General features: G+C 33.7%; 18 protein-coding genes. 16 read left to right on the top strand and 2 right to left on the bottom strand.

The genetic code is table 11. The features are described 5' to 3' along the window. Positions 1 to 108: 108 nt before the first annotated feature. Together NLG42_RS18975 and NLG42_RS18970 are read left to right on the top strand one after the other, a co-directional pair. The gene (locus NLG42_RS18975) at positions 109 to 1,554 is read left to right on the top strand and encodes a tagaturonate reductase (protein WP_257681916.1); all 1,446 of its coding nucleotides are present in this window, start codon (positions 109 to 111) and stop codon (positions 1,552 to 1,554) included. 37 nt (positions 1,555 to 1,591) lie between these two features. Next, positions 1,592 to 3,214 carry a UxaA family hydrolase gene (locus NLG42_RS18970; protein WP_257681915.1) on the top strand — a complete coding sequence of 541 codons (1,623 nt, stop codon included), beginning with the start codon at positions 1,592 to 1,594 and terminating at the stop codon, positions 3,212 to 3,214. Between the two features lie 187 nt (positions 3,215 to 3,401). Here the strand turns inward: NLG42_RS18970 and NLG42_RS18965 are convergent, their stop codons facing one another. Then, positions 3,402 to 4,430 (bottom strand): LacI family DNA-binding transcriptional regulator, encoded by a 1,029-nt coding sequence (locus NLG42_RS18965; RefSeq protein WP_089054078.1) that lies wholly within the window; start codon positions 4,428 to 4,430, stop codon positions 3,402 to 3,404. Between the two features lie 289 nt (positions 4,431 to 4,719). On the opposite strand from NLG42_RS18965, the gene NLG42_RS18960 reads away from it, so the two are divergent. From NLG42_RS18960 to NLG42_RS18895, 14 genes are all read left to right on the top strand, one after another. After that, on the top strand, positions 4,720 to 6,150 hold the full coding sequence (locus NLG42_RS18960; protein ID WP_257681914.1) for a glycoside hydrolase family 28 protein: 1,431 nt from the start codon (positions 4,720 to 4,722) through the stop codon (positions 6,148 to 6,150). Between the two features lie 44 nt (positions 6,151 to 6,194). After that, positions 6,195 to 9,326, top strand: coding sequence for a SusC/RagA family TonB-linked outer membrane protein (locus tag NLG42_RS18955; RefSeq protein ID WP_089058572.1), 3,132 nt, complete (start codon positions 6,195 to 6,197; stop codon positions 9,324 to 9,326). 12 nt (positions 9,327 to 9,338) lie between these two features. Next, complete coding sequence (locus NLG42_RS18950; protein WP_089058573.1) at positions 9,339 to 11,012, top strand: RagB/SusD family nutrient uptake outer membrane protein; 1,674 nt, start codon at positions 9,339 to 9,341, stop codon at positions 11,010 to 11,012. Positions 11,013 to 11,130: 118 nt separating this feature from the next. Continuing rightward, on the top strand, positions 11,131 to 12,051 hold the full coding sequence (locus tag NLG42_RS18945) for an alpha/beta hydrolase (protein ID WP_257681913.1): 921 nt from the start codon (positions 11,131 to 11,133) through the stop codon (positions 12,049 to 12,051). Between the two features lie 10 nt (positions 12,052 to 12,061). Further along, entirely contained in the window at positions 12,062 to 13,027 is a 966-nt protein-coding gene (locus tag NLG42_RS18940; RefSeq protein ID WP_257681912.1) for a DUF4861 domain-containing protein, read from the top strand. A gap of 302 nt (positions 13,028 to 13,329) precedes the next feature. Then, positions 13,330 to 14,529 (top strand): glycoside hydrolase family 88/105 protein, encoded by a 1,200-nt coding sequence (locus tag NLG42_RS18935; protein ID WP_257681911.1) that lies wholly within the window; start codon positions 13,330 to 13,332, stop codon positions 14,527 to 14,529. A gap of 13 nt (positions 14,530 to 14,542) precedes the next feature. Beyond that, positions 14,543 to 15,748 carry a glycoside hydrolase family 88/105 protein gene (locus NLG42_RS18930; protein WP_257681910.1) on the top strand — a complete coding sequence of 402 codons (1,206 nt, stop codon included), beginning with the start codon at positions 14,543 to 14,545 and terminating at the stop codon, positions 15,746 to 15,748. Positions 15,749 to 15,772: 24 nt separating this feature from the next. Next, positions 15,773 to 16,993, top strand: coding sequence for a glycoside hydrolase family 88/105 protein (locus tag NLG42_RS18925; protein WP_089058578.1), 1,221 nt, complete (start codon positions 15,773 to 15,775; stop codon positions 16,991 to 16,993). A 241-nt stretch (positions 16,994 to 17,234) separates the two neighbouring features. After that, positions 17,235 to 18,833 carry a glycoside hydrolase family 43 protein gene (locus NLG42_RS18920; protein WP_257681909.1) on the top strand — a complete coding sequence of 533 codons (1,599 nt, stop codon included), beginning with the start codon at positions 17,235 to 17,237 and terminating at the stop codon, positions 18,831 to 18,833. An 8-nt stretch (positions 18,834 to 18,841) separates the two neighbouring features. Next, the gene (gene pelA, locus NLG42_RS18915) at positions 18,842 to 20,845 is read left to right on the top strand and encodes a pectate lyase (protein WP_257681908.1); all 2,004 of its coding nucleotides are present in this window, start codon (positions 18,842 to 18,844) and stop codon (positions 20,843 to 20,845) included. A gap of 105 nt (positions 20,846 to 20,950) precedes the next feature. Beyond that, positions 20,951 to 22,297, top strand: coding sequence for a glycoside hydrolase family 28 protein (locus tag NLG42_RS18910; RefSeq protein ID WP_257681907.1), 1,347 nt, complete (start codon positions 20,951 to 20,953; stop codon positions 22,295 to 22,297). Positions 22,298 to 23,089: 792 nt separating this feature from the next. Beyond that, positions 23,090 to 23,833, top strand: coding sequence for a rhamnogalacturonan acetylesterase (locus NLG42_RS18905; protein ID WP_257681906.1), 744 nt, complete (start codon positions 23,090 to 23,092; stop codon positions 23,831 to 23,833). A 1,129-nt stretch (positions 23,834 to 24,962) separates the two neighbouring features. Continuing rightward, positions 24,963 to 25,190: a hypothetical protein gene (locus NLG42_RS18900; protein WP_257681905.1), complete on the top strand. Its 228-nt coding sequence runs from the start codon at positions 24,963 to 24,965 to the stop codon at positions 25,188 to 25,190. Positions 25,191 to 25,212: 22 nt separating this feature from the next. Further along, the gene (locus NLG42_RS18895) at positions 25,213 to 25,611 is read left to right on the top strand and encodes a hypothetical protein (protein WP_099718745.1); all 399 of its coding nucleotides are present in this window, start codon (positions 25,213 to 25,215) and stop codon (positions 25,609 to 25,611) included. Positions 25,612 to 25,673: 62 nt separating this feature from the next. Here NLG42_RS18895 and NLG42_RS18890 read toward each other — a convergent pair whose 3' ends face one another. Further along, the gene (locus NLG42_RS18890) at positions 25,674 to 26,798 is read right to left on the bottom strand and encodes a glycoside hydrolase family 88/105 protein (protein WP_089059367.1); all 1,125 of its coding nucleotides are present in this window, start codon (positions 26,796 to 26,798) and stop codon (positions 25,674 to 25,676) included. Between the last annotated feature and the right edge of the window lie 12 nt (positions 26,799 to 26,810).

The following is a 26,810-nucleotide window of genomic DNA, read 5'->3' as shown; positions in this document are numbered from 1 at the left end:
GGTTTTATTTTACATTCAAGTGTAATGTTTCATTTACAATTTAAAAGGCAGAAATAAAGAAATAGGGTTTATAAATGGTTATTTATAACGCATTAAAGAAAATTTAAAATGAAAAAATTAAATAGAGTAAATACAGGATTAGAAAAGTTACAGCCAATTAAGGTAGTTCAGTTTGGAGAAGGTAACTTTTTAAGAGCCTTTGTTGATTATGCTTTTTACAAACTAAATAAAGAAGTTGATTTTAATGCTGGTATTGCAATAGTTCAACCTTTGAAGGACGGTATGGTAAATATGATTAATGATCAGGATGGTCTTTATACCTTGTTTATGAACGGAATTAAAAAAGGTGAAAAGATACAAGACATTGAGTTAATTACTAATATCGTAAAAACTATAAACCCATATACTGAATTTGCAAATTATTTGGCTTTAGCTAAAGAAGAAGAACTTCAGTTTATTGTTTCTAATACTACTGAAGCTGGAATTGAATTTATTGAAAGTGATACTCCAGATATGCAGCCACCGGTGTCATTTCCTGCAAAATTGACTGTTTTATTATATGAAAGATTTAAGCATTTCAATGGAGATGCTTCTAAAGGAGTTACAATAATTCCTTGTGAATTAATTGATTATAACTCTGAGACGCTTAAAAAATATATTTTACAATATGTTGATTTATGGAAATTAGAAGATGCGTTTAAAACTTGGGTATCAGATGCTTGTACCTATCATAGTACTTTGGTTGACAGAATTGTTCCTGGATATCCAAGAGCTGAAATTGAAGAATACAATAATAAATTAGATTATGAGGATAATTTAATTGTTGCGGCTGAACCTTTTTTCCTTTGGGCTATTGAAGGGGGAGATGATCTAAAAGCAAAATTGCCTTTTCATAAGACAGATTTGAATGTAAAGATCGTTGATGATATACGTCCTTTTAAAATGATTAAAGTTCGTATTTTAAACGGTGCGCATACGGCAATGGTTCCTTTTTCACTTTTGCATGGTAATAAATTAGTAATGGAAACTGTTAACGGAGATTTTACTGGAAAATTTGTAAATAGCGTTATTAGTGAAATTAGTGAAACTCTTGATATGGACAAAAATGAAATTACGGCCTATTCTGAGGAAGTAATGGACCGATTTAAAAATCCATTTATCAAACATGCACTTGCTGATATTGCATTAAATTCTGTATCGAAATTCAAAGTAAGAGTTTTGCCTAGTTTATTAGGATATTATAAGGCTAACCAAAAATTGCCTGTTAATTTGACTTTTTCGTTAGCGAGTTTAATTCGTTTCTACAAAGGAACTTGGAATGGTCAAAGTTTACCGGTTAAAGATGGTGAAGATATTACAGCTTTCTTCAACGGACTTTGGAAATCGGATGATTACGAAAAAATCGCTCGTTTAACATTACAAAATAAAAGTTTCTGGGATGAGGATTTAACTGAAATCTCTGGATTGACAAAAGCAATTACTATTGCATTAGAAGAAATTGATGCAAATGGTATTGAAGATGGCTTTGCTAAGTTTCAAGAAAGAATAAAATAAAAAAAAAAGATAAAAAAATAAAGAACAAGGGTTAATTATGGCAACGCAAAAAAAACTTATAAAAGTTCACTCAACCGACAATGTAGCGGTTGCTTTGGTGAATCTTACAGCGGGCGAAGTAATTGATTTCGAAGGAGAATCAATTACTATTGAGTCTGATGTAAAAATGAAACATAAGATTGCAATGGTTCCTTTTAATGTGGGAGACAGAATCATTATGTATGGTGTTTTGGTAGGAAAAGCAAGTGCAAGAATCGAAAAAGGAGGATTGCTTTCTACTGTAAACGTGAAGCACGAAAGCGATAAAGTTACTGGTAAAACAGAAACTATCGGCTGGACAGCTCCAAATATTGATAAATGGAAAGATAGAACTTGGCAGGGTTTTCATAGAGAAGATGGTCAGGTTGGAACTGAAAATGTTTGGTTGTTTTTTCCATTAGTGTTTTGTGAAAACAGAAACATCGAAATTTTAAAAGATATTTTTGAGAAAGAATTGATGAAACCAAAAGAAAACGATTATCAGTTATTGCTGCGTTCTTTGGTAAAATCAGAAACAGGCGGGGCAGGTAATAAAGCAGCTTCTAATGATGCTAATTTGTTTAATAATATCGAAGTTAAATTTATTACACATCAAGGCGGCTGCGGCGGAATTCGTCAGGATTCTCATAGTTTAGCTAAATTATTAGCAGGTTATGTAAATAATCCTAATGTTGCTGGTGCTACTGTTTTGAGTTTAGGATGTCAGAATCTGCAAATTCAAATTTTCAAAGACGCTTTAGATGCAATAAATCCAAATAGTAAAAAGCCTGTTTTGATTTACGATCAGCAATCTATTGGAACAATTGAAACCATGTTGAGCAGTGTTGTAAAAGATACTTTTGAAGCGATTAAAATCGCAAATGAAATAAAGAGAGAGCCAGCTCCATTATCTAAACTAAGAATTGGTTTAGAGTGCGGTGGATCTGATGGATTCTCTGGAATTTCAGCAAACCCAACATTGGGAGTGTTATCTGATCATTTAGTTGCTTTGGGAGGAACTACAATTCTTTCTGAATTTCCTGAATTATGTGGAGTAGAACAAGAATTAGTAAATCGTTGTGTAGATGATAAGGATGGAAAACGTTTCTTAGACTTAATGCAATGGTATGAAAAAACAGTTGTAGATGCAGGTTCAGGATTCGATATGAATCCGTCTCCGGGTAACATTAAAGACGGTTTGATTACAGATGCTATGAAATCTGCAGGTGCTGCTAAAAAAGGAGGAACATCGCCAATTACAGGTGTTTTCGATTATGGAGAATATATTAACGAACCAGGCTTTACATTACTTTGCACGCCAGGAAATGATGTTGAATGTACAACTGCAATGGTAGGTTCTGGTGCCAATATGGTATTGTTTACAACAGGTTTAGGAACGCCTACAGGAAATCCAATTGCTCCAGTTGTAAAGATTTCATCAAACACACAATTAGCTGCTAAAATGTCTGATATTATTGATATTGATACTGGTGGAATTATTACTGGAGAAAAATCAATTGATGAAATGGCTGATGAAATGTTAGAATTTATTATTGATGTTGCAAGTGGTACTATTAAAACCAAAGCGGCAATTTTAAATCAAAACGACTTTATTCCTTGGAAAAGAGGAGTTTCTTTATAAAAAGGGATTTAAACATATATGTAAAGACGCACAGCAGTGCGTCTTTTTTTTTACCATATAAGTTATATAAGTTCATTCGAGATTGTACTTGTAGTAAAAAAGCAGCTCCGTAAGAGCTGCTTTTTTGTTATATTTTAAAGTAAACTTAAATTTACTTATATGGCTTTATATGGTTTGAGAAAAAAAACTAAAAGGTAGTTCTGGATGATGATTTACGAATGTGTAATTCTGGAGCAAGAACAACCTTTTTTTCGATTTTAATAGTATCGGTTTTGTCTACTTGTTCTAAGAAAACGCGAGCAGACATTTTTCCCATTTCGAGTGGAGATTGGTCAACAGAAGTGATGGATAACTCCATAAATTTGGTAAAAGGTTCATTACTGAATCCTGCTACACAAAATTCCTTCGGAATGCTTATGTTTCTCTCTTTTAATTCTTGAATTGCGCCTAAAGCTGCGAAATCACTTGAAGAGAATATAGCGTCAGGAGGCGTTTCTAATTGTAACAATTTGTCAACAGCTTCTTTTCCAGCATCAACACTACTTTTTACAGGAATTACATATTCTTCTCTAAATATCATTCCGTTATCAAGTAGAGCTTGTTTGTAACCTAAAAACCTATTTTTAAATATATCTAAAGACTGGTCACCAGATAAGTGAGCAATACATCTGCAGCCTTCATTAATTAAGTGTTTAGTAGTTAAATAACCGCCTCTAAAGTCGTTAATAGTTACAGAGCTCACCCCGTCGATATGCTTACTTCTATCAAAAAAGATTAAAGGAACGTTTTTTTGTAGTACGTTATGAAAAGCATTGTCGTTTTCAGAGGTAACATCAGTAACAGACATGATTATGCCGTCGACTTGTGCATCTATTAAAGTATATAGGTTTTCATTTTCTCTTTTTTTGCTTTCATGAGTCTGGCATATAATTACCTGATAACCGTGCGGATGCAGTTCTTCTTCAATTCCTCTAATAACCGAGGCGAAAAAATTGCTGTCAATTCTAGGTACAATTACTCCAATATTATTGCTTCTGCCGCTTTTTAATGCCAAAGCAAGCTTGTTTTGCTTGTAATTCATTGAAGCAGCTGTTTTGATAACCAATTCCCGAGTACTCTCTTTTATTTTAGGATTGTTATTAAGTGCTCTGGAAACAGTAGCTGCAGTGATATTTAATTTTTCGGCAATATCATAAATGGTTACTTTTTCGCTCATTAAAAAGAGTTTTTACAAATTAATTTATAGACAAAAATACATTTTTTTTATATAATGTGATATTTAATGTTATCGATTACCATAATTCATTACTCAAACGATTTCTGTTTTACAATGATAATAAATTATAATAATTTTTGCATTAAATGTAATAATAATTATTAATAAAAATTAAAAGTATAAATTTTTTCTAAATAAATTTGGTTCGTTGGAACATATTTTCTAATTTCGTGTAATCGATTACATAATTATTGATGTTTTCGCTTGTTAAACTATTAATTCTGTTCAAATGATTAAAGATAAAGGTATAACGTGCAAAGTGGTTGTTTTTTACAGCATGATGGTTGTGATGGTTTTATCATGTTCAAAAAAGATTAATAGTGTAACAGAGGCGGATCCTTGGAAAAGAATGGAATTAATGATTAAAAGTATTCCTGAAACTCATTTTCCTGATAAAACATATAATATAAAAGATTTTGGAGCAGTAGCTGATGCAAAAACGTCAAACACTTTAGTTTTTGAAAAAGCAATTAAAGCTTGTGCATCAAATGGTGGAGGAAAAGTTTTGGTTCCGAATGGGAAATATCTTACGGGTCCAATTCATTTAGAAAGTAATGTAAATCTGCATTTAGAAGATAATGCTGAGATACTTTTTAGTTTGAATCCAAAAGAATATCCAATTGTACATACCTCTTGGGAAGGAACAGAAGTAATGAATTATTCACCGCTGATTTACGCTAAGAATAAAACGAATGTTGCTGTAACGGGAAAAGGAACTTTAAACGGACAGGCAGACAGTACAAATTGGTGGATTTGGTCTGGCGGAAAAAACTACGGATGGAAAAAAGGAATTCCGTCTCAAAATGATCCAAACAATCGTGAAGTTTTGGTAGATATGGCTGAAAAAGGCGTTCCAGTAGCGGAAAGAGTTTTTGGAGAAGGAAGATATCTGCGACCAAATTTTATTGAGTTTTTTGAATGTAACACAGTTTTAGTAAAGGATATAACAGTAATAAATGCTCCTTTTTGGATTTTACATCCTATCAAAACAAACAATATGATTATTGATGGTGTAACGGTAAACAGCCACGGACCAAACAACGATGGCTGCGATCCTGAGTATTCGCAAAACATAATAATTAGAAACTGTACTTTCAATACTGGTGATGACTGTATCGCCATTAAAGCTGGTCGTGATGCTGATGGAAGAAGAGTGGGATTACCAAGTAAAAATATCATTGTGCAAAACTGTAAAATGATCGACGGGCACGGAGGCGTAGTTATTGGAAGCGAAATATCAGCCGGAGTGAATAATGTTTTTGTAGAAAACTGTAATATGGACAGTCCAAATTTGGATCGTGCCATTCGAATCAAAACCAATTCCAAAAGAGGCGGTGTAATTGAAGATGTTTATGTTAGAAATCTCGAGGTAGGAACTGTTAAAGAATGTGTGCTGAAGTTAAACATGTTTTATAATGTATACGGATCACAAACAGGAAATTTTATACCAACGATTAGAAACATAAGTCTTGAAAATGTAAATGTAAAAAATGGTGGAAAATACAGCGTTTGGGCAGAAGGTTACAAGGAGTCTCCAGTAGAAAATGTAACCCTTAAAAACGTAAAAATTCAAAAAGTAGATTCGATCTATAAATTAAAAAATGTGAAGAATATAAAATTTATTAATACCTATATCAATGAAAGAAAAGTAAATAATTAAGGACAAGTAACTATCAATTAACCAAAAAACCACTAAACAAAATTATGAACATTAAACAATCATTAAAGAGAAAAATAAAATACAATATTGTATTTTTATTTTTCCTAAATTTTCTGGTGAGCTTTTCAGCAAAAGCACAGTCTACCACAATAGAAGGGAAAATTACAGATGCATCGGGGTTGTCACTGCCAGGGGTAAACATTAACGAGAAAGGAACCAAAAATGGAACTTCGACAGATTTTGAAGGAAGTTTCAAGATAAATGTAACAAGTAATAAAGCAGTTTTAATAATAAGCTATTTGGGTTTTCAAACTCAAGAAGTAAGTATTGCTGGAAAAAGCAAAGTAAATGTTAGTCTTGTAGAGCAGTCAAATTCATTAAATGAAGTTGTAGTAGTAGGATACGGTTCTGTTAAGAAAACAGATCTTACTGGTTCTGTAAGTACAATTAGTGCGGCCACAATTACAGAAAGAAACACAATTAGTCCGCTTGAAGCAATTCAGGGAAGTACTCCCGGAGTTCAAATTTCATCTAGTACAGGTCGTGCAGGTGATGGATTTAAAGTAGTAATTAGAGGAAATAACTCTCTAATCGCAGATTCTAGTAATCCAAGTATGGTTGGTTCTTCTCCGCTATATGTTGTTGACGGTGTTCCTATGGATGGAATTGATTTCTTAAATCCACAAGATATTGCTAGAATGGATGTTTTAAAAGATGCATCTTCGGCGGCAATTTATGGATCTAGAGGATCTAATGGAGTTATTATCGTTACGACAAAAAGTGGTACAAGTGCAAAAGCAGGTATCAGCGTAACATTTGATACTTCTTATGGAAATAAAACAGCAGCTAGACTTCCAAAAATGATGACGGGAGAAGAATGGTGGAAATTTCACCAAGTTGCTTACATGAGTGCTACTCCTGCAACTCAGACTCCAGCTCAATTAGCTGCATTAGCAGGAAATCAAAGTCCATTATTAGTTTCTCGTGCCAATAGCGGTTACAATTATGACTGGTATGATGCGGTACTTAAAACTGGAATGACGGAGAATAATTATTTGAATATTTCGGGTCGTTCAGATTCTGGTTTGAGTTATAACTTAGGATTTGGTATTCAAAGTGACAGAGGTCTTATCGATAATGATTCAACAGACAAATACTCTTTTAAATTAGGATTAAATCATAAAATTAATGACAAGTTTTCTACAGGTGTAAATGTTACAATTGCTAGATTAGACAATCAATTAGGAAGTGATTTGGCTATGCAGGATGCCTTTAGATTAAGCCCTTTAATGTCTCCTTGGGCTGTTGATGCAGCAGGAAATGAAAAAGTAGGAACGTTATTTTTCTTACCTGGTAAATTAACTTATCCTGATGGTTCTTGGGCAATTAATAAAACGTCTACAGTAAATCCATTAATGGAAATTGCTAATTCTTCTCAAACAGAGAAAACATGGCAGACAGTTGGTAATGCTTATTTTCAATACCAGCCTCTAAAATGGCTTTCGTTCAAAACGACATTTGCAGCAGGTATCATGGATACACAAGGTTCAAAATCTTATACTGCACAAACAAATGCTGGTGTAACATTAAACGGAAAAAACTCTGCAACTCTTGAAAACTCAAATAATTTCAATTATACTTGGGACAATCAAATTGATTTAAAACATACTTTTAACGGAGTACATGATTTTAGTTTGTTATTGTTACAAAGTTTGTACTCAAATGTTGATGAGTTTTCTTCTTTGTATTCTAACAATCAGCCTTTTGATGTAGGAACGGATAATATGGGATCTGGCGTACAGACCAGTTATGTAGTAAAATCATCTTATGCAAAGAATACTTTAAACTCTTATGCTGTTCGTTTAAACTATGCTTATAAGGATAAATATTTAATTACAGCTTCTACAAGATGGGATGGTTCTTCTGTTTTATCTCAAGGAAATAAATGGCAGAGTTTCCCTTCTGTAGCATTAGGATGGAAAATCAGCAAAGAATCTTTCTTAGAAAACAGTTCAGTAGTTTCTGATTTAAAATTACGTGCGAGTTTAGGTTATACAGGAAATGATAACGTTGCACCATATACTTCTCAAGCATTACTAAATCAGCAGACATTTTATGCTGCAGGAGCAAATGTTGTTTCTGGATGGCAGTCAGAAAATTTAGCAAATCCTGATTTAACTTGGGAAAAAACTAGAGAGTACAATTTAGGAGTTGATTTTGGATTCTTAAAAAACCGTATTAGTGGTAGTGTTGATGTTTATGACAGATTATCTGATGACTTAATTTACAAGCAGCAATTACCAGCAGAAACAGGTTGGAAAAATACATTTGCAAATGTAGGATCTGTAAGTAACAAAGGTATTGAGGTTTTATTGACAACAAAAAACATTAAATCTAAAAATGTAAATTGGGAAACAACTTTTACATTCACGAAAAACGTAAACAAGTTAGAGTCAATTTACAATCAAGATAAAGTAAGTGATATTGGTAATAAATTGATCCTTGGTTCACCTTTGAATCCTAACTACAATTATGTTTATGATGGAGTTTGGCAGGAAAGTGAAGCAGCTAAGGCAGCGACTTACGGAATGGCACCAGGACAAGCGAGACCAAAAGACTTAAATGGTGATGGTAAATTTAATCAGGACGATCGAACTGTAATTGGTAATCCAAACCCAGAATGGCAGGGAAGTTTTTATTCAAAATTAACTGTTGGTCAGTTTGATTTCAATTTCTCAGTTTTAACTAGTCAAGGACAAACTGTTTTGAGTACTTTCCACCAAAACTTTGCTGATGTCAGCGATAGAGGACGTCAGAAAATAGCAATGGACTATTTTATTCCAACTAATGGTACAGGAATCGCGGCTAATGCTAACAATGAAAATCCAAGACCAGGACCAGTTGCAACAGGAGCAGGAGCTTATTGGACTTCTTTATTCGGATATTATAGAGACGCATCATATGTGAAAATTAAAAATATATCTTTAGGTTATACACTAGATTCTGAATTGTTGAGAAAACTAAAAATCAGTAATCTAAGAGTTTATGTAAATGTTTTAGACCCATTTGTATTTACAAAATTTGACGGGTACGATCCAGAGTGGGCAGGTTCGCCATTTGGAGTAAATCGTCCAGCATCTGTTACTACACAATTGGGATTAAGTGTTAAATTTTAATAAAGATATCAAATGAAAAAAATAATAATAATGTTAGGAATAATCGCTGTATCTGTTAGTTCATGCAGTGATTATATTGAAGAAGAAAGCCGTTCTTATGTACCGGCAGATGCAACTTATAAAACGGCATCAGGATTTCAATTATTGGTAAATACAAATTATGCATGGCTAAAAGGCATATATGGAGGAAATCCTTGGCTTTTTGAGTCAGGAACAGATATGTATGCAGAAGGAAGAGGGCCAGAACCTGCAGGGTTAAGCCAGTACACGCTTTTAATACCTTCATCAGATAATGTGGCAGATTTATACAATCCTTGCTATCAGTTGATTCAGGCGGTAAATAAAACGATTCATTTTTCGACTTTAACAGAGCAGACTTCAATTTTAAATGCTCAAGTTGGTGAAGCAAGGTTTTTAAGAGCACAAGCTTACTTTTTATTGGTGCAGACTTACGGTGGTGTTCCAGTTGTAAACGATTATATTTCAACACCAATTTTATCTTTTACTAGAAATTCAGCTGAAGAAGTATATACACAGATTATTGGTGATTTAGATTTCGCATTGGCAAATGTTGGAACTGCAGCTTACAGCTCAGCAGGAAAAGTAAACAAAAGAGCTGTAAATGATTTATTGGCAAAGGTTTATTTAACAAGAGGATACGAAACATTTGGTAAAGCAGATGATTTTACTAAGGCTGCAGGTTATGCTGATGCTGCGATTGCAGGACAGACTTTGGCAATTGCTTTTGATCAATTGTTCAAACCTGGAAACGATTTAAATGCTGAAACAATTTTTTCTGTACAATATGATAAAGCATCAACAAGTACAGATCCAACAAAATTGGGGAACAATCAGTTTTACTATTTTAGTTCATACTTAGGAGGAGCAGAAACTGGAGCACCGTTAAGAAGCTACAATTTATGTCCAACAGATTATGCTTTAGGATTATATGAAAAAGGAGATAAAAGATGGGACGCTACTTTCATGACTGAAATTCTTGAAGGTCCAGAAACTACAAATGGTGTTACTAAAACTATTTTGTACTATCCATACTATAGAAGTTCAAATCCAGCATCATTAAAAGTAAGACACTTTTACGAGCCAAAATGGTTTACTGCGGCTGACAGAGCAGCTTGGAATACAGCTAATGCCTCAAGAAAATCGGCTACGTTTGTTTACCATCCTTGGGGAGAGTATTCTGCCGCTCACACTTTAATTAAAAATTTAGACTGTTATACTATTCCAGTGAAGAAGTTTGATGATCCAGATCCAACTACACCTTCAAGCACAGGACCAGTAAGTACCAGAGATATTATCGTATCTCGTTTGGGAGAAACGTACTTAATTGCGGCAGAAGCATATTTAAAAGCAGGACAACCAGGAACAGGTTTAGATCGTTTAAATGAAGTACGAAAAAGAGCAGGAGTTGTCAATGCAACAATCGGACAATTCACTATCGATTATATTCTTGATGAAAGAGGAAGAGAATTGTTAGGCGAATATAAAAGATGGTTTGATTTGAAGCGTACTGGAACATTGGTTGACAGAGCTTCAGCATACAATTATAAAATTAAAGCATCGAATTTTGTTGGTGTAGGCGGTAAGCTTAAAATCTTAAGACCAATTCCACAATCGGTTTTAGATTTAAACCAAAATAAAGATTTTCCTCAGAATCCTGGTTATTAGTAATTGATTAATATTTTGAGACTATTGTTTTTTTGAAGCAGTTAAAAAGGAGTTTGACCACAGTGTCGAACTCCTTTCTTAACTAAAAAGTAAAAGGATTTTAACGCGAAAAATTGTATTGATTTTATTATGGGTTACATGCTTTGCAAATGCACAGCAGACTTACAGTGTCGACACTTCGTACACTGTAAAAAGCACCTATGCTAAATTGATAAAAAAATATCCGTCGATTACAATTCCAGTTATCGCTGAGAATGAAAACGTCGATAAAATTGGCGATGTGGTTTATTTTACATCAAAAGAAAGAACATTGCATTTAGATGCTTTTGTAAATAAGAAACAAAAACAAAATCCGGCTGTAATCATGATTCATGGCGGTGGATGGAGATCAGGAAATAAAAGTCAAATGAATCCTTTGGCGCAAGAAATAGCTTCAAAAGGTTATTCTTGTTTTACAATAGAATACAGATTATCGCTTGAAGCAAAATATCCATACGGCGTGTATGATGTAAAAAATGCGATTAGATTTATAAAAGATAATGCAAAGAAATTCAATGTAGATCCAAACAAAATTGCGGTTTTGGGCTGTTCTTCGGGAGGTCAAATGGCAGCTTTGATTGGTACAACAAATGGAAATTCTGCTTTTGATGATCCTTCAAATAAAAGTAAATCATCTTCAAAAGTAAATGCAATTATCAATGTAGACGGCATTTTAGCATTTAGGCATCCAGAATCTTCAGAGGGAGAGATGGCATCGTTTTGGCTGGGAGGTTCTTATGAAGAAAAAACAGAGAATTGGAAAAACGCATCGGCTTTAAGCCATACCAATAAAAACACACCTCCAATATTGTTTATAAACAGCAGTATCGACAGGTTTCATGCCGGAAGAGATGATATGATAAAAATTCTAAATCAATATAAGATTTATAATGAAGTTCATACAATCGAAAATTCGCCTCATTCCTTCTGGTTTTTTCAGACTTGGTTTAATCCAACCGTTGATTTTACAACTAATTTTTTAAAAAAGACATTCAAATAATTGCAATAAAATGAAAACAAAAATCACAGTCGCAGCCTTATTTTTAATTGGTTTTACATCAGTAAATGCTCAAAAGTATGATATTAAAACCGCTAAAACATATGCCGAAATTTCTGCTAAAACAGATGGACATTGGGAGGGAAGAAAATACAAAGGCGGTACCGTTTTTAAAAATGTAGATCGATTAAAATTAGCTCCAGAGCATACAGATCACTCTTTTGATATTCGTTATGAAGGTCCAGGATGGGAAAGTAACCGAATTGGATACCGTTTGTATCTAGACTGGAGAAATGCAATTGATATTTTTGGAAAGAAAACTTCTAAAATGATTCTGCCAATTGTAGGTCAGGATAATTTCGATTCGTATCACGAAATGAGCGATTGGGGAGCTGATATTTTAAAAGCAGGAAAAGGAATTGGGATTGGATCAATTGATCGTTATTTAAACAATGAAAAACTGCATTTCCGTGAAGTAGATTCTACGATTGCCACTGTTGTAAATAAAAACAACGAATCTGGTGTAAAAGTGAATTATTATGGATGGAAAACTGCTTCTGATAAAATTGATTTTACTTCGACTTTAACGATAAAACCAGATCAATTGTATACAAAACATACGATTCAGGCTTCAAAAGAAATTAAAGGAATTTGTACTGGAATTGTAAAACAGAAAAATACAGAACTTCTTAAAAAAGAAAGCAAAAACAAAAAATGGGCATATTTGGCCACTTACGGCGTACAGTCTTTAGTGCCAGATAAATTAGGAATGGCTATTTTTTATGAAGTAAACACAATCGAAAATATTGCTGATACTGATTTAGATTATTTATTAGTTTTTAAACCAACAACAAAAGCGACTTCATTTTACCTTTTAGGCGCTTGGGAACAAGAACAAAACGGGATAAAATCGAAAGAAGATTTCGTGAAATATTTAGATGCTCAATTAGAAATTCTGAACAAAAAAGGAAAAATGTAGATTTTAGTTTTTTGCCGCTCCCGACAGCTATCGGGATAAATGAGTAAAAAAGATAAAAAAAATCTGCTGGATCTGCGTGAAAATAATTTTACACATAAAAACATAGAATTTATTGTGTTTTAAAAGAGTATAAAAAGAAACTTACTTCTTACACATTGAATAATAGGTATGTTAGTGAAAGTGAAACGCCTTTTATCAAGTATCAAAAGCTATGTTTCTATGTGTTTAAGATACAAGCAAAGAATAATCCAAATAATCCATTATCCCGATAGCTGTCGGGAGTGGTAAAACAAAATATAAGAATGAATTATAAAAAAACAGTCTTTGCATTTTTCTTGTTGTACAGCATTTTTACAATTGGTCAGAACAATGATAATCAGAATAAAATTGCAGTTTCGGCAAATTCAAAATGGTCAGAGAAAACAGCAGTAACAATTTTGAATAAATATCCAAAAGCTTGGCAGATCGACGGAACCGAGAAACCAAAATGGGATTATAAAATGAGCTTGACTTTGTCTGCTTTTGAGAAATTGTATTTGAAAACAAAAGACAAAAAATATCTCAATTACATCAAAGAATATGCAGATGAACTAATTGACAGCAATGGAAACATCGCTAAATATGATATTAAAGAATACAATATTGATTATGTAAATCCGGGGAAACTGTTGTTTAACTTATATGAGGAAACAAAAGACAATCGCTATTTAACGGTTATCAAACAATTAAGAACACAGCTTGAAAGTCAGCCAAGAACACCAAGTGGAGGATTTTGGCACAAACAAATTTATCCAAATCAAATGTGGATTGATGGTTTGTATATGGCAGAACCTTTTTATACTCAATATACAGTTAAGTACGAAAAGGGTAAAAGTTTAGACGATATAGCGAAACAGTTTGAATTGGTTCACAATTATTTATTAGATAAAAAGACAGGATTACCTTATCAGGCTTGGGATGAAAGTAAAGAAATTGGCTGGGCAAATAAAGAAACAGGAACTTCGCCAACAATATGGAGCAGAGGAATTGGATGGTATATGATGGCATTGGTAGAAACATTGGATTATTTCCCTAAAAGCAATCCAAAGCAAAAAGAATTAGTAAGTTATTTGAATGAAATAGCAAAGAATTCGGTTAAGGCTCAAAGCCCTTCAGGATTGTGGTATCAAGTTGCCGATAAACCGGAACTGACAGGCAATTATTTAGAATCTTCAGGTTCCGCAATGATTATTTATGCTTTGGCAAAAGGTGCTGATAAAGGATATTTAAATGTATCGTACAAAAAAACAGCACAAAAATCTTTTGATGCATTTGTAAAAGAATTTGTCAAAACAAATGAATATAATGAGATTACGATTTCAAATGTTTCATCAAATGTAGGATTGGGTGGAAAACCTTTTCGTGATGGTTCAAATGAATATTATGCAAAAAGCAAAGCAAAAGATAACAGTTCGCCTGCATTAGCAGCATTTTTACTAAGTGCAGTGGAATTAAATAAATAACAAACGATTTATTATGATAAAGAAAAGCCATTTTAGTTTTGCCCAAATTGTACTGATAAGTGCGATTGTATTTTCATTTAATGAAATTTCGGCGCAGTCTTCCAGTACTATTTCAAAAGATTTAAAATGGTCAGAGCGAATGGCGCTTTCAGTTATCAAACGTGCTCCAAAGGCTTGGCAGGTCGATAATAACGAAAAACCAAAATGGGATTACAAATTGGGTTTATTGATGACTTCTTTTGAAAAATTACATCAAAAAACAAATAATCCTGTTTACGGTGATTATATCAAAGCTTACGGAGAAACAGTAGTTAATCCTTCGGGAGAAATTATGAATTACAAACTCGAAGATTATAATATCGATTATGTAAATCCAGGCAAGTTTTTATTTGAACTTTACAAAAGAACAAACGATAATCGCTACTTAATTGCTATGCAAACATTGCGTAAGCAATTAGAAACACATCCAAGAACAAATTCAGGTGGTTTTTGGCATAAAAAAATATATCCGTATCAAATGTGGCTTGACGGTTTGTATATGGGAACACCATTCTATGCAAGATATACGGCTGAATTTGATAAGGGAAAAGATTTAAATGATGTTGCCAAACAATTTGAACAAATTCATCTGCACACGCTGGACAAAAAAACAGGATTGCTTTTTCATGCGTGGGATGAAAGTAAACAAATGCCTTGGGCAAATAAAGAAACGGGAACTTCACCAAATTTCTGGTCGCGTTCAATTGGCTGGTATATGATGGCATTGGTTGATGTTTTGGATTATATGCCGAAAGAACATCCAAAAAGAAAAGAATTGATTCAGTATTTAAACGATATTTCAAAAGCAGTAGCAAAATATCAAGACAAATCTGGATTATGGTATCAGGTTACTGATGCAGGAAATAAAGAAGGCAATTATCTTGAAGCTTCAGGATCTGAAATGTTTGTTTACGCTTTTGCGAAAGGAGCAAAAAAAGGATATTTACCAGCATCGTATAAAAAACTCGCTTTAAAAGGTTTCGACGCCATTACTAAAAAACTGGTTACCGTTGATGCTGATGGTGAAATTCATATCACGCAGGTTTGTGCCAGTGCAGGTTTAGGAGGAAATCCGTACCGCGATGGTTCTTTTGAATATTACATCAAAGAGAAAATAAAAATAGATAACTCACACGGTTTAGGGCCATTTATTTTGGCTGCATTAGAAGTAGAACAATAGTAGAATTTTTAAATATATTTTGAAATGAAAAATAGTAGGAAACACAGTTTTATGTCGGTTTTATTAGTTTGCGTAATGGCTTTAACAGGCTGTAAAGTAACTTCACAGGAAACTGCAAAAAAAGAAATCGTTATTTCGAAAGACATGAAATGGTCAGATAAAATGGCTTTAACTTTAATGAAACGTCATCCAGAAAGTTACATGATCGACGATTCTAAAAAGCCAAAATGGGATTATGTTCATGCTTTGGTTTTGCATTCTATTGAAGAATTGTACAAGAAAAATCCAGATCCACGTTACAAAGCCTATATAAGAGGTTATGTAGATGAATTGGTGCAGGAAGACGGTACGATTAAAACGTACGAACTAGATAAATACAATATCGATTTGGTGGTTCCGGGACGTTTACTTTTTGCTATTTATGCCGAAACAAAGCAGGATAAATATTTAAAAGCAATGCAATTGGTTCGCAAACAATTGACAGAGCAGCCTCGTACAGCGAGCGGCGGATTCTGGCACAAACAAATTTATCCAAACCAAATGTGGTTAGACGGTTTGTATATGGGAGAACCATTTTATGCTGAATATACTTTGACGTTTGAAAACGGAAAAAGTTTTGATGATATCGCAAAACAATTTGAGTTGATTCAATTACACGCAACAGATCCTAAAACAGGATTACTGTATCACGGTTGGGACGAAAGTAAAGCAATGCCTTGGGCGAATAAAGTAACAGGAAACTCGCCAAATTTCTGGTCTAGAGCTTTAGGCTGGTATGCAATGGCATTAGTTGATGTTTTAGATTATATGCCAAAAGAACATCCAAAGAGAGCAGAATTAATTAAGTATTTAAACAATGTATCTGCAGCTTTGGCTAAATATCAAGATAAATCTGGATTGTGGTATCAAGTTACTGATAAAGCAGGAGGAAAAGGAAACTATTTAGAAGCTTCAGGATCATCAATGTTTGCTTATGCTTTTGCAAAAGGAGCAAACAAAGGTTATTTACCTGCAAAATATAAAAAATTAGCCAATAAAGCTTTTGACGGATTGACTACTGTTTTAATCAAAAAAGTTGATGAAGATGGCGGTATTACCTTGACAAACTGTTGCCAAGTTGCTGGTTTAGGAGGAACTCCATACCGTGATGGTTCTTACGAATATTATGTAAATGAAAGAAAGAAAGACAACGATCCTAAAGCAACGGGACCATTTATCTTGGCTGCTTTAGAATTGAATAGATAATTTATAGTTGCTAATTATTAATTATTAATTATTAATGATTAGTTATTAATGATTGGGATAATTATTAGGAAAGCACAAAGTATTTTCGACCAAAAGGAGAAATCGCACACGGAATTCAATAAAGATTGGTAACATTATGTAAGGAGTTTCGGGTGTGATTGGCTTCGCTAATTCGTTATCGCTCGGGTCTCCTTACGTCGAAATGATAAAAAAGGCGTTGAGTTAAAAAAACAAAACAAAAATGAAAAGTATAAAAATCGCAGTTTTTCTCCTTTCCGTATTTTCATTTCAGAAAAATACAGCACAAGTTTGGACACCAGATAATGGAGATGGAACTTATACAAATCCAATTATTCATGCTGATTATTCAGATCCTGACGCAGTAAGGGTTGGAGATGATTTTTATATGACTGCATCGTCCTTTAATTGTATTCCAGGATTACCAATTTTACATTCTAAAGACTTAGTTAATTGGAAGATTGTAAGCTATGCACTGCCAAAACAGCCGCCTTTTGAAACGTATGATAAAGTGCAGCACGGAAACGGTGTTTGGGCGCCAAGCATTACTTTTCATAACAATGAATTTTATATTTACTATCCAGATCCTGATTTTGGGATTTATATGATAAAAGCTAAAAATGCAGAAGGGCCTTGGTCAGAACCGCTTTTAGTAAAAGCAGGAAAAGGACTTATTGACCCGAGTCCGCTTTGGGATGACGATGGAAAAGTTTATTTAGTGCACGCATTTGCCGGAAGCCGAGCGCAGATTAAAAGTTTAATTGTGGTGTGCAGTATGAATGCCGATGGAACAATTGCCAATAATGATGAAGTAATGGTGATTGACGGACATGATGGCGAAGGCACGATTGAAGGTCCAAAATTCTATAAAAGAAATAATTATTATTACATTTTTGCACCAGCAGGAGGTGTTCCAACGGGCTGGCAGACTATTTTAAGATCTAAAAATGTTTTTGGACCTTATGAAAAGAAAAAAGTTTTAGAACAAGGATCAACCAAAATAAACGGTCCGCATCAAGGAGCTTGGGTGCAGACACAGACAGGCGAAGATTGGTTTATTCACTTTCAGGATAAAGGTGCTTACGGAAGAATAGTGCATTTGCAGCCTATGAAATGGGAAAAAGATTGGCCGGTTATGGGACAGGATTTTGATAAAAATGGAATAGGAGAACCGGTTACAACTTATAAAAAACCAAATGTTGGTAAAAAATATCCAATTGAAAATCCTGCAGTATCAGATGAGTTTAATGTACCAAAATTAGGGTTGCAATGGCAATGGCAGGCAAATTCTCAGATCAATTGGGGTTTGCCTACGAGTCTTGGCTATTTGAATTTATTTTGCATGACGACAATTAAGGACAGTAAAAGAATTTTTGATGCTCCAAATTTACTACTTCAAAAATTTCCGGCTGAAGAGTTTTCGGCGACAGCCAAATTAACTTTCAATGCTAGATTAAATGGAGAATCTACAGGACTGATTATTATGGGATTGGATTATAGTTATTTATGCCTGAAAAATGATAATGGTAAATTATATCTTAACCAAAAAACAGGAACTTTTAATAAAACAGTTTCAGAAACAGAAACAAAACCAGTTTTAATTTCCAGCAATATAATTTATTTGAGAGTAAAAGTTAAAAAGGGCGGAATCTGCAGTTTCTTTTATAGTTTAGATGATAAAAACTACCAGCCGATAGGAAGTGATTTTACTTCAACGGAAGGAAAATGGATCGGTGCAAAAATGGGACTTTTTGCTTTAAGCGAAAAGGTAACAAACGATTCTGGAAATGTTGCGGTTGATTGGTTTAGAGTAACGAAATAAAATTTAGAATGATTCAGTTAAAAAAAATCCTATTGCTTTTCAGTATCGCTTTGAGTTTTGGTATTCAGGCGCAGAATACTTATAAAAACTGGCCTGATATAATTCGTAAAAGCGATGCTTCATGGTTTGGTACTGAAGAAGCTAAAAAGATTGCCGAAAACGTACTGCTTTACCAAAGAGATATTGGAGGCTGGCCAAAGAATATTCAAATGCAGAACGAGTTGACTCTTTCGCAGAAAAAGGATTTACTCGACATAAAAAAGGCCACAAAAGAAACCACAACAGACAATGGAGCAACCACTCAGGAAATGCTCTATATGTCTAAAATGTATGCTCAGGTAAAAGACGAGCGTTACAAAGAATCGTTTTTAAAAGGGTTAAATTATTTACTGGAAGCGCAATATGCAAATGGCGGCTGGCCTCAATTTTATCCGCTTAAAAAAGGGTATTACACACACATTACGTACAATGACGATTCGATGGTGCGTATTCTAGAGGTAATGAAAGAAGTAAGTGAAGAAACCGATTTCTACAGTATAAAACCTTCAAAAGAAATTATTGCAAAAACAAAAACAGCTTTTGATAAAGGAATTGACTGCATCATCAAAACGCAATACAAACAAAACGGAGTTTTAACGGCTTGGTGTGCACAGCACGATGAAGTTACACTGCTTCCTGCGAAAGCTAGAGCGTATGAATTGCCTTCGCTCAGCGGAAAAGAATCGGCTAAAATTGTACTGCTTTTGATGTCAATTAAAAAACCGTCACCAGAGATTATGACCGCTGTAAAAAGCGCCTATGCATGGTTTGAAAAAACAAAAATCACCAATCTTGAAGAAAAGCGTGTTTTAAATGACGCAGGTAAAGTTATTGATAAAAAGATGATTCCAACTCAGAATGCAGCGCCAATCTGGGCAAGATTTATGGAACTGGACAATAATGAACCTTTCTTTTGCGATCGTGACGGAATCAAAAAGAAATCACTGGATGAAATTGGAGCAGAACGCAGAAACGGTTACGCATGGTATACAGATGAACCAAAAGAAGTACTGAAGAAATATACAGCTTGGGGAATTAAAAATGGTACAAAAGTTTCAGAAACAGGAGCACAGAAAAAGAAAGTTGTTTTCTTTACCGTAGCACAGGATGGTTCTGGAGATTTTACCAAAATACAAGATGCCATATATGCGAGCCCTTCTTTTCCTTATGAAAAAGTAACGATACTCATTAAAAACGGAACATACAACGAAAAACTTAGAGTGCCCGAATGGAACAATAATTTGATTTTGTTTGGCGAAAGTAAAGAGAAAACGATCATTACTTTTGATGATAATTTTTCGAAAATCAACTTAGGGCGAAACAGCACTTTTTATACGTCAACTCTTTTAGTAGAAGCAGACGATTTTACAGCATTTAACCTAACCATTAAAAATGCTTCGGGCGATAAAGGTCAGGCAATTGCATTATCGGTTACTGGCAATCGAGCTAAAATTACCAGCTGTATTATTTCAGGAAATCAAGATACCTTATATTTATCAGGAAAAAATGCTAAGCAGTATTTTAGAAACTGTTATATTGAGGGTACAACCGATTTTATTTTTGGCGGAGCTACAGCTTTATTCGAAAATTGCGTCATTCACAGCATTAAAAGTTCGTACGTAACAGCTGCTTCAACTCCTGAAGGCGTTGCTTATGGTTTTGTTTTTAAAAATTGCAAACTAACCGCAGAACCTGCTGCAGAGGCTGTTTATCTGGGCAGACCGTGGCGTATTTATGCCAAAACCGTTTTTATCAATTGTGAATTAGGTAAACATATAAGAGCCGAAGGCTGGGAAAACTGGTCAAAACCTGATGCAGAGAAAAATGCCTTTTATGCCGAATACAATAACAGCGGCGAAGGATTTCAACCAAAGAAAAGAGTCACATGGTCACATCAGCTTACAAAAACTGAAGCAGAGCAATATTCGACAGAAAATATTCTAAAAGATACAGTACCTAATTGGTATTTTTAATTTAGGCACAAAGGTTCAGAGATACAAAGGTATGTAGTTCCTAAAATACTGAGTATTCGAATTAATCTTTGCTTCTTTGCACCTTAAAAAATAAGAACTTAAAAAATGAAATATCTACTTCTCCTCTTAATATCCTGCGTTTCTTTTGCTCAGAAAAATGATTTTCCAACAGCAAAAGTCGATTCGATAGTAAATCGAATTCAGCTTCCTGTGTTTCCTGCTTATCAAGTTAATATTTTGAAAATAGGAGCAAAAGGAGATTCTATTGCAAACAATAAAATGGTGTTTGATAAAGCGATGGCACTCTGTAAAAAGAAAGGCGGAGGAACCATTATTGTTCCAAAAGGAATTTATAAAATAAATGGACCTATTCATTTTGTCAGCAATGTAAATTTGAAAATAGAAAAAGGAGCCAAAATAAAATTCAGCGACAATCCTCAAGATTATCCTTTAGTTTTAACAAGCTGGGAAGGCACGATGCTCTATAATTACAGTCCGCTTATTTATGCTGCTGACTGTACTAATATTGCAATTACTGGCGAAGGAACGATTGATGGTGAAGGCGGGAAAATATGGAAAAGCTTTAAAGCAAAAGAAGGTCTGGGCAAGGAGTTAAGCCGAGATATGAATCATAATAATGTGCCGTTAAAAGATCGAAAATTCGGAGAAGGTTACTTTTTGCGTCCGCAGATGATTCAGTTTTTAAATTGCAAAAATGTGCTTGTTGAGAATGTCAGAATTGAAAATTCGCCATTTTGGTGTCTTCATCTTTTAAAATCACAAAGTATTACAGTTCGAGGCATCAGCTATAAATCATTAAACTATAATAATGACGGAATCGATCCTGAATACGCAAAAGATGTTTTGATTGAAAAAGTAACCTTTAATAATGGTGATGATAATGTTGCTATTAAAGCGGGGCGAGATCACGAGGGAAGAGCAAATACAGCAACGCCAAGTGAGAATATCGTAATTAGAAACTGCAACTTTAAAGGACTTCACGGAGTTGTAATTGGCAGTGAGATGTCAGCAGGAGTGCAAAATGTATTTGTCGAGAATTGTAAAACAATAGGTTATTTAAAAAGAGGAATTTATTTAAAAACCAATGCTGACCGCGGAGGTTACATCAAAAATGTTTTTGTTCGAAACATACAATTAGACGAAGTTGAAGATTGTCTTTATATGACTGCTAATTATCATGGAGAAGGTAAAGGTTATCAATCGGATATTTCAAACATTCATTTTTCAAATATTACTTGTAACAAAGCATCAGAATCTGGTATTGTCATTCAAGGTTTCCTCGATAAAAAAATTAGAAATATATCTTTGAATAATATTGAAATAAAAGAAGCAAAAAACGCCTTGTCAAACGAAAATGCGGAGAATGTTTTGATGACAGATGTTTTTATAGGCAAAAGAGCAGGAGTGCCTACGGCAGTTTCGAAGCATTAGGGTTTTTTTAGGTTCAAAGGAGCAAAGGAACAAAGGAACAGAGGTTTTCTGATGAGACGTACCGCACAATATGTTTATACAAAGTATTGTCTTCCTGAGCGAAGTCGAAGGATTTTCAAGCTGTAAAGGTCTTCGACTTCGCTCAGACTGACAAACGGAGAATATAAAACATAGAAAAAAAATTTAGCCCTCGATAGCTAGCGGGATTACGTAACATTAAAGCACTTTGCGGTAAAAAAAAATCTGCTAAATCTGCTAAATCTGCGAGAGTAAATTTTTTTCACGCTCCCGTTTGCTATTAGGAGCAAAGGAACAGAGGAACAGAGGTTTTCTGATGATATACACCGCAATGCGTCTATACAAAGTATTGTCTTCCTGAGCGAAGTCGAAGGATTTTCGAGATGTAAAGGTCTTCGACTTCGCTCAGACTGACAAACGGAGACTATAAAATATAGAAAAAAACTTAGCCCTCGATAGCTAGCGGGATTACGTAACATTAAAGCACTTTGCGGTAAAAAAAAAATCTGCTAAATCTGCTAAATCTGCGAGAGTAAATTTTTTTCACGCTCCCGATTGCTATTAGGAGCAAAGGAACAGAGGCTTTCTGATGAGACGCACCGTAATACGTCTATACAAAGTATTGTCTTCCTGAACGAAGTCGAAGGATTTTCGAGCTGTAAAGGTCTTCGACTTCGCTCAGACTGACAAACGGAGAATATAAAATATTGGATATAGAAAAAAAACTTAGTTCCCGATAGTTAGCGGGAGCGTGAAACAAAAAAACAAACAAAAATGAAAAAATACATCTTCTTAACATTGCTTATCACATCAGTTTGTTTTGCTCAAAAAACAACTTTGTACACAATTGGCGATTCGACAATGGCTAATAAAAAAGACCCTGAGAAAAACCCTGAACATGGATGGGCACAAGTACTTCAGCCTTTTTTTAAAGATGATATTGTAGTCGTAAATAAAGCTGTTAACGGTAGAAGCACCAAAAGTTTTATTAATGAAAAACGCTGGGATTCAATTTATAAAAAGCTCAGAAAAGGCGATTATGTTTTTATTGAATTTGGACATAATGATGAAAAAATAGAAGACTCAACACGTTATACAAATCCGCATACAACTTATCGACATAATCTGATTCGCTTTGTAAAGGAGAGCAGAGAGAAAGGAGCAATCCCAGTTTTATTAACTTCAATTGCCCGACGTAATTTTAATGAAAAAGGAGTTTTGGTTCCTACCCATGGCGATTATCCTCTTGAAACCCGTTTGACCGCACAGGAATACAAAGTTCCTTTTATCGATTTAGAATATTATACAGAGATTCTAGAGCAGTCATACGGTCCTGAAAAGTCAAAACAGCTCCATTTGCATTTTAAAGCTGGAGAAAATCCTTATTATGATAAAGACAAAGCCGATGATACACATCTTTCTTTATTGGGGGCAACTAAAATTGCGCAGCTGGTAATAGATCAAATTAAAGTATTAGAAAATTCTTCGATGGACAAGCTGAAAAAAGCGATAAGATAAAAAGGCGCATGTTAATAGAGTGCAGTTAATGTAATTCCATGCATTAAGAACAGACTTGTTTTTATGTCTTAAAATGATAGTTTAAAATCTTTTAAGAGTAATAAAAATATTAATGTGACGCTACATTTGCAATCGTAAAATATCGTGCTGGTTGTGAAATTCTCGGTAAGATTATTTACTTTTTTTACGTAATACGATGAAAAGAGAAAACATATTGTTTTCTCTTTTTTTATTTCTATTTTAAATTCCTTAGTTCAAATAAAAAATCTATTCTGGCAGCTTTTGGGGCTGTTTTTTTTAAGAGATCTGCTTATTAGTTTTTCAAAATAAAATCATATTTTAAAATATTGTACTAAAAATAGTATTAATAATTTAACATATGTATTTGTATGTAATTGAGGTAGTTAATATTTTATTTATTCTTTGTAATTATCTGAAATTCAATTTCTTAAGCTATATCGGTCTGTTTTTGAAAGTAGGAGAATCTGTATGCTTCCATTTTCTTTTTACACAGTGCCTTCTAAAAAAGAAAACTAAATTTAAAGTTGCTTTTGTTTTATCAGTTAGATGTTTTTTGTATACTTTTGGTTTAAATCACTGAAAGACAGGTGTTTGTTCTTGATTGCTTTTGTTTGAACCTACTTCAGATTTATTCTTCTAAAAACCTTTTCAAAAGTTATCATTTTTTTGTCCTGATTTTTTTATTTCTACATTATCTCTTAGCTAAAAATCTAGGAATGAACGAGTATAGAGTATTAGTTTAAAATTAAGTTTTATTCTAAAATACTGATTTGTTCTAGAAAATTATTATCCATTTTGCTTTCAACGTTGTTATAATAATAAGTTCGACAGTTTTGACTCAGATTTCAAGACTAAAATTTTCACATTTGCGGCTGCCGCCAATGCACATATATTGAAAACGATATGTTAAAAATATGTCCTAAAATGCTACATTAAAATCTTTTACAGGTAATATTAAAGATGAAATAACTGGAGTTTTGTACCGAATATTTATTGATAATCAGGTTGTTGAGAAACAAAGATTATAAGTAAGTAAAGTACCAACCCATGCAAGTTATCAAATATAATGAGCTGGGATTGTTAGATTTTTTTAATAAAAAAACAATTTATGAAAACAAAAGTTACACTAATTTTATTGTTATTGTTGTTTGCAATGGGAGGCAGTACATTTGCTCAAGTGCAGATTAATGCCCCATCATCTTATCAACCTGCTGCTTTGGCACAAGGAGGTGCTCCGGGCTCTTATAAGGTAGATGTTGTAAACAATACCGCAACAGCACTAAGCGGCGCAACATTTTCTTTGATGCTGCCCGCTGGAATGGAGTATATTGCATGATAATAAGAAAGTTTTTTTAAAAATGTTCAAAAGAAAGTTTAAAGATGAATTTGAATTTTCTGAGGATTCTTTTTTATTAAAAAACGAAGAGGAATCGAAAGATTTTGATCGTTCTATATTTGTTGTTTATGAAAAATCAGAATTAATCGATTTTTTAAAATTAGATAAAAAAGGAAGAAACGTTATGATTTGCTTCTCTAATAAGAATCTTCTGAGTGGTTTGTTTTTTCTTGAAGATATAAAAAACCTTTGCTTAGTTGATATTACAAAAAGCAGAACGGAAATATTTAGAGATTTAAAAGTGTATTTTAAAAATAAATCAGATTTGATGCCTAAACTGCCAGAAATTGCATTTTCAAATCCAAGTTTTACCCAGATGCAGTTTAATAGTTTTCAAAAGGCTTTATTTCAAATGTCATAACCTGTAGATTGAAAAGTAAGTAAAGAAATGGGCATATTAAAATATGCCCATTTTTATTTTTATTATTTCAACTTATAGATTTCTGATCCGGCTAGTAAAAAACATCCTAAACCGTAATCTTCAAAATCCGGAATTTTGTCATAGGATAATGGTTGTCCATCTTTAGGTTCTTTTCCTGTAGATTGTAAATAGCCTAAAAAACCGTTTGAGTGAAGACTTTCAGTTGTTATGGCTTTCCATGCTTTTTGAATTACAGGAAGATAAGTCTCTCTTTTTAAAATGCCATTGTTTATTCCGTATGCCATTCCGTAGATGAATAATGCCGTTCCAGAGGCTTCTTTTTCTCCAAAATTAGTTGGATCGTATAGACTTACATTCCAAAATCCATCCGCTCTTTGAATAGGAACTAGTGCAGCCGCCATGACCTTCAAATCTTTTACATATTGATCTCTATGCGGAGCATTTTCAGGAATAATAGTTAAAACCTTTGCAAGAGCAGCAATTACCCATCCATTACCACGGCTCCAATAACAGTTTTTTCCATTTGGTTCTTTATAAGGCGGGTCAAAATCAGCATCACGCCACCATAAACCTTCTTTCGGATTGAATAAACCGTTGTCTCCATGTTTGTTTCTAGAGAACATATACATTTCATACATTTTTTCAAAATAGCGATTGTCTTTTTCTAAAACTCCCATTTTTGCAAAAACCGGCATTCCCATTTGTATAGCATCAATCCATGACCAGTCATTTACTTGAGGCGTATTTAAAAGCATATTAATGTTTGCCTTTGTATTTTTTAGTTTTTTAGAATCGGGTTCTAAATTATACAAATCGATATAGGTTTGTGCGGCGCAATAATTGTCAGCGTTTCGGGTTACGTTACCGCCATTGAATCCCCATTTATGAAATTCGGCCCATGCATAAGCATAATCATAAAATGAATCCTTAGGATAAATTTCATGAAGAGCCATTAATCCTTCATAATATACGCCTCGAGTCCAAATATTACTGGGACGTTCTTTGTTTGTAATTATAGTTTTTCCAGTATCAGGCCATTTTTGCATAAAATAATCATTTGCAAGTATCATTTGCTGCAGTACCTGTTTTTTATCAAAAGGCTCTTGCGCATTTAAGCAGCCTGACGAGAAAACAAATAGGAGTGAAAGAAAGAGTAATTTTTTCATTTTTCAATAGAT

The sequence above is a fragment of the Flavobacterium plurextorum genome, assembly GCF_024638035.1.
In the GTDB taxonomy this organism is placed as follows: Bacteria; Bacteroidota; Bacteroidia; order Flavobacteriales; family Flavobacteriaceae; genus Flavobacterium; species Flavobacterium plurextorum.
The sequence above is the reverse complement of the archived record's forward strand: the minus strand, read 5'-3'. Positions and strand labels throughout refer to the sequence as shown.